Genomic DNA, 5,804 nt, shown 5'->3' with positions numbered 1-5,804 from the left:
CCTCCCCCGCCCCCGTGGAGCACAGGACCAGGACCGTCGGCCCCGCCCCGGAGACCACCGCGGGCAGTTTCTCGTGTTGCCGCAGGTCACGGATGAGATCGAGGGTGTCCGGCATGGCCGGGGCGCGGTAGGACTCGTGTAGCCGATCCCGCGTGGCCGCGTACAGGGCCTCGGGATGGCCACAAACGGCCGCGGTCATCAGCGCGGCGCGCCCGGCGTTGAACGCGGCGTCGCCGTGGGGCACCCGTTCGGGCAGCAGCCCGCGGGCCCGCTCGGTGGACAGCCGCCACTCGGGCACGCACAGCACCGGCAGGACGCGGGGGTCCGGTGCCAGGGACACCGCGCCCCAGCGGTCGCCGTCGCGGTAGGCGACCGTGTATCCACCGTAGACGCAGGGGGCCACGTTGTCGGGGTGTCCCTCGATGTCCGCGGCGATCTGGTAGATGCCGTCGCGGTCCGGTCCGCCGTCGGGGCCGGTGCGCCCCAGCAGGGCGCTGGCGGCGGCCACGCCGCCGACGATCGCCGAGGAGGAGGAGCCGAGACCGCGTGCGTGCGGGACCCCGTTGACGCAGGTCAGGTCGAGCCCGGGCAGTTGCTCCCCGGCCCGCTCGAAGGTCTCGCGCATGGCGCGCACCACGAGGTGGCGCTCGTCGAGGGGGACCTCGTCGGCGCCCTCCCCCTCGACGCGCACGCGCAGCTCGCCGTCCTCGCGCGGGGACGCCTCGAACGTGTTGTACAGGCGCAGTGCCAGGCCCAGGGCGTCGAAGCCCGGTCCGAGGTTGGCGCTGGTGGCGGGGGCCTGGACGGACACCCGGGTGGGGCGTGATGGGCTCACGTGGGGCTCTCTCCTGGCGGGGGCTCTCGGGAAGCCCCCGCGTGGTACTCGTCCACAGGCGGGACCGGGGTCTTGCAAGGATGATGGGTGCGCGGTGAGGGTGGTTGTCGGGGGCCCACACCCTCGCGGGCGCGGGGCCGCACCCCTCCCGGTCGGAGGTTACCGGCGTCCCCGCCGGGGCGGAAGGCACTCCCTCCGCCCTGTGGACGACCGGTCTCAGGCCAGGTCGAGGGCCTGGGCCGCGGCGAGGGCGTCGACCGGGACGGTGGTGGCGGAGGAGGCTCCGGCCAGCGCCCAGTCGGGGTCCTTGAGGCCGTTGCCGGTCACGGTGCACACCACGCGGCTGCCGGGCTCGACCAGCCCCGCCTGGACGGACTGGAGCAGACCGGCCACGCTGGCGGCGGAGGCCAGCTCCACGAACACGCCCTCCTCGGCGGCGAGGAGCTTGTAGGCGGCCATGATCTGGCGGTCGGTGACCTTGTCGATGAGGCCGCCGGACTCGTCGCGGGCCTGCTCGGCCAGCTTCCAGGAGGCCGGGTTGCCGATGCGGATGGCGGTGGCGATGGTGCTCGGGCTGGTGACGGGCGCGCCGTTGACGATGGGCGCGGAGCCGCTGGCCTGGAAGCCGAGCATGCGCGGGTTGCGGGTGGAGATCCCGTCCCTGGAGTACTCGGTGTAGCCCATCCAGTAGGCGGTGATGTTGCCCGCGTTGCCCACGGGGATGCAGTGGACGTCGGGGGCGTCGCCGAGGGCGTCGACGATCTCGAAGGCGGCGGTCTTCTGCCCCTGGAGGCGGTAGGGGTTGACCGAGTTCACCAGGGCGACCGGGTAGTCCACGCTGAGCTTGCGGGCCAGTTCGAGGCAGTCGTCGAAGTTGCCGTCGACCTGGAGCAGGCGGGCGCCGTGGACGAGGGCCTGGGCCAGCTTGCCCATGGCGATCTTGCCCTGGGGCACCAGCACGGCGCAGGTCATGCCCGCGCGGATGGCGTAGGCGGCGGCGCTGGCGCTGGTGTTGCCGGTGGAGGCGCAGATGACGGCCTTGGCGCCGTCCTCGGCGGCCTTGGTGATGGCCATGGTCATGCCGCGGTCCTTGAAGGACCCGGTGGGGTTGAGCCCCTCGACCTTGAGGAAGACCTCGCAGCCCGTGAGCTCGGACACGCGCGTGGCGGGCAGCAGGGGCGTGCCGCCCTCCTGGAGGGTGACAACGGGGGTGCTCTCGTTGACGGGGAGGCGGTCGCGGTACTCCTCGACGATGCCTCGCCACGCCCGTGCCATGCTCACGACTTGTCCCTTTCGGGTGGATGCGGCTTCGCTTGACGCGCGGTGGAAGCGGCGGGGTTCCCGGACGGCCCGGCGGCGCGTCCGTCGTCCCCACCAGCTACGAGTCTATGACCACGCCCGCACTATCTCGAATCGCGGTCTGATGTCTCATCATACGGACATGGGGGTCGGCGGAGGGCCGCACGGGTCCCGTGCGGCCCTGCGCGGGGTCCCGGCCCTCCGCGGCGCGCGGTCCGCTCAGTCGGCGAAGGTCTCCACGCGCATGACACTGGCCACCTCGCGCACCATGTCGTGGACGCGCAGGTCCTCGACCGTGGCGCTGAGCGCGGCGTCGGGGGCGGGGTGGCTCACCAGCACCAGCTGGGCGTCGTCCCCGCTGCCCTCCTGGCGCACGTTCTTGATGGACACCCCGTGGTCGGCGAAGATCTCCGCGACCTTGGACAGCACGCCGGGGCGGTCCGCCACGTCCAGCGCCACGTGGTAGCTGGTGATGGTCTCGCCCATGTCGTGCACCGGCAGCCCGGTGTCGTGCCCGCCCTCGGCCACCGAGGTGTCGGCGAGGCGGTTGCGCGCCACCGCGACCAGGTCGCCCAGGACCGCGCTGGCGGTGGGGGTGCCCCCCGCCCCGGCCCCGTAGAACATCAGGCGGCCCGCGGACTCGGCCTCCACGAACACCGCGTTGTAGGCCTCCTTGACGCTGGCCAGGGGGTGCTCGACCGGGAGCATCACCGGGTGGACGCGCACGCCCACCGACCCCCCGTCCTGCGAGCGCTGGCAGATGGCCAGGAGTTTGACCACGCAGCCCATCGCGCGGGCGCTGGCGATGTCGCCCGCGGACACGCCGGTGATGCCCTCGCGGTGCACGTCGGCGGCGGTCACCCGCTGGGTGTGGAAGGCCAGCCGGGCCAGGATCGCGGCCTTGGCCGCCGCGTCGAAGCCCTCCACGTCCGCGGTGGGGTCGGCCTCGGCGTACCCGAGGGCCTGCGCCTGTTCCAGGGACTCGGTGAACCCGGCGCCCAGGGAGTCCATCCGGTCGAGGATGTAGTTGGTGGTGCCGTTGACGATGCCCAGCACGCGGTTGACCCTGTCCCCCGCGAGCGAGTCGCGCAGCGGCCGCAGCAGCGGGATCGCGCCCGCCACGGAGGCCTCGTAGTACAGGTCGACCCCGGCGTCGCGGGCGGCGGCGTGCAGGGTCTGGCCGTCCTCGGCGAGCAGGGCCTTGTTGGCCGTGACCACGGACTTGCCCGACTTGATCGCGGCGAGGATCAGCGAGCGGGCCGGTTCGATGCCGCCGATGACCTCCACCACGAGGTCGATGTCGGGACGCGTGGCCAGGGCCGTGGCGTCGGTGGTCAGCAGCGCCGGGTCGACGCCGCGGTCGCGGCCCAGGCGGCGCACCGCGATGCCCCCGATCTCGATGGGCGTGCCCACCCGCGCGGCCAGTTCCTCGGACTGCTCGTTGACCAGGCGGACGACTTCCGAGCCCACCACGCCGCATCCGAGCAGCGCCACCTTCATCGCCATTTGGGCGTGACTCCCACTTCTCTCGTGAATCCTCGTCTCGGGGCGGCCCCGGCCGCCGTCGGGACCGTTCAGCCGACGTCGAGGCGGAGGAGGTCCTCCTCGTTCTCCCTGCGCACGATGACGCGGGAGCTCCCGCCGCGGACCGCGACCATGGCCGGCCGGGGCAGGTGGTTGTAGTTGCTCGCCATGGAGTAGCAGTAGGCCCCGGTGGCGGCGACGGCCACCAGGTCGCCCGGGCGCAGGTCGGCGGGCAGGTAGAGGTCGTGGACGATGATGTCGCCGCTCTCGCAGTGCTTGCCGACCAGGCGGGACAGCATGGGCTCGGCGTCGCTCTCGCGGGAGACGAGCTGGCTGGTGTACTCCGAGCCGTACAGGGCGGTGCGGATGTTGTCGCTCATGCCGCCGTCGACGCTGACGTAGGTGCGGATGCCCTCCACGTCCTTGACGGTACCGACCTCGTAGACGGTGATCCCCGCCGGGCCCGCGATGGCGCGGCCGGGCTCGACCGCGATGCGGGGCACCGGCAGTCCGGCCTCCTCGCACTCGCGGCGCACGATGGAGGTCAGGCTCCCCGCGATGGTCTTGGGGTCCAGGGGGTCGTCGCCGGAGGTGTAGGCGATGCCCAGGCCGCCGCCGAGGTCGAGCTCGGCCAGGGTGACGCCCAGCTCCTCGTGGACGCCGGTGAGGAACCGGGTCACGCGGCGGGCGGCGACCTCGAAGCCGGAGGTGTCGAAGATCTGCGAGCCGATGTGCGAGTGCAGGCCGACGAGTTCCAGGTGCGGGGCGGCCAGGACGCGGCGGACGGCCTCGGCGGCGGCGCCGGTGCTCATCGCGAAGCCGAACTTCTGGTCGTCGTGGGCGGTGGCCACGAACTCGTGGGTGTGCGCCTCCACGCCGGTGGTGACGCGGATGAGGACCTTGGGGCGGGCGCCGAGTTCGGCGGCGATCGCTCCGAGGCGCTCGATCTCGTCGAGGGAGTCGATGATGACGCGGCCCACCCCGGCCTCGACGGCGCGGCGCAGCTCGGCGGCGGACTTGTTGTTGCCGTGCATGCCGATGCGCTCGGCGGGGACCCCGGCGGCCAGGGCGACGGTGAGTTCGCCGCCCGAGCACACGTCGAGCTTGAGCCCCTCCTCGTTGACCCAGCGCGCGACGGCCTTGGTCAGCAGCGCCTTGCCCGCGTAGTAGACGTCGGCGTCGGAGAAGGCGGTGCGGTAGTCGCGGGCGCGGCCCCGGAAGTCCTCCTCGTCCATGACGAAGAGCGGTGTGCCGTGGGTGGCGGCGAGTTCGCGCACGCCGACGCCGCCGACGGTGAGCTCACCGCCCGTTCGGCGCGCGGTGGCGGGCCACACGCGCGGGTCGAGGGCGTTGAGGTCCTCGGGCGGCAGCGGCGGGTTGTCCTCCGGCAGGATCTCCGCGTGGCGGGAACCGGCGGGGTGGGCGTAGCGGCTCATGATGGGCTTTCGGCTGGGACTGTACGGCTGTGCGGGTCGGCGGCACCCCCCATTGTCCACCGAACCGATCGGAACACCAGGGACGGGTACGGCCCACCGGGGGGCACGGGGCGTCTACAGCCTTGTGGGCGCTGACACCCCGAGCAGGAGGAGTCCGGTGCGGAGGACCCCGGCGACGGCTGCTGGCAGGGCCGGGTCCGCGGCGGTCCGCTCAGAGGCTTCTGGGACCGCGGCGGAACACGTCCGCCACTCATCGTAGGCACTGGTCAGCGCCTCCAGGTATCGGACCAGGATATGGGGTTCCTCTCGGCGGGCGGCCGTGTCCAGGGCGCTGGGGCCGTCGAAGAGGAGGCCGCGCACGGCGGCGGTGCGGTCGGGGCTGGCCGCGGGGGGCGGCGCGCCCTCGGCGCTCCAGCGCACGAGGCTGGTCGCGTGGGCGTGGGCGTAGCGCATCCGGAAGGCGGGGTTGGCGTCGGTCAGGCGCGCCCAGGCCCCGGGGTACTCGGCGGAGGGCAGCACCGGCAGGTCGCGCCCGGTGGTCTCGGTGCCGCGCGGGTGCTCGGGCACCGAGCGGCAGAAGGCGACGCGCGCGCTGTCCTCGCCGACCGCGCCGAGGGCGCGCGCGGCGGGGGTGAGCAGTTCCCGGTGCCCGCCGTCGAGGTAGGGGTCGCGCCAGGAGGCCTCGCCGGGGGCGGGCGGAGGGGCCTGGG

The 5,804-nt window shown here is 73.5% G+C and carries 5 protein-coding genes; all 5 read right to left on the bottom strand.

The annotated features are described in order from the left end of the window. A partial coding sequence (thrB, locus tag DQW06_RS21110; protein WP_117199156.1) for a homoserine kinase occupies positions 1-811 on the bottom strand: 811 nt, incomplete at its 3' end. A 240-nt stretch (positions 812-1,051) separates the two neighbouring features. Next, complete coding sequence (gene thrC, locus DQW06_RS21105) at positions 1,052-2,110, bottom strand: threonine synthase (RefSeq protein WP_013151374.1); 1,059 nt, start codon at positions 2,108-2,110, stop codon at positions 1,052-1,054. Between the two features lie 243 nt (positions 2,111-2,353). After that, entirely contained in the window at positions 2,354-3,640 is a 1,287-nt protein-coding gene (locus tag DQW06_RS21100; protein ID WP_013151373.1) for a homoserine dehydrogenase, read from the bottom strand. A gap of 68 nt (positions 3,641-3,708) precedes the next feature. Further along, on the bottom strand, positions 3,709-5,094 hold the full coding sequence (lysA, locus tag DQW06_RS21095; protein ID WP_013151372.1) for a diaminopimelate decarboxylase: 1,386 nt from the start codon (positions 5,092-5,094) through the stop codon (positions 3,709-3,711). Positions 5,095-5,208: 114 nt separating this feature from the next. Further along, positions 5,209-5,804, bottom strand: a 596-nt coding sequence (locus DQW06_RS21090) for a DALR anticodon-binding domain-containing protein (RefSeq protein WP_255418257.1), incomplete at its 5' end; no start/stop codon positions are given.

The organism is Nocardiopsis sp. TNDT3 (genome assembly GCF_003427465.1).
Classification (GTDB): Bacteria; Actinomycetota; Actinomycetes; order Streptosporangiales; family Streptosporangiaceae; genus Nocardiopsis; species Nocardiopsis dassonvillei.
This window is presented reverse-complemented; position numbering and strand designations above follow the sequence as displayed.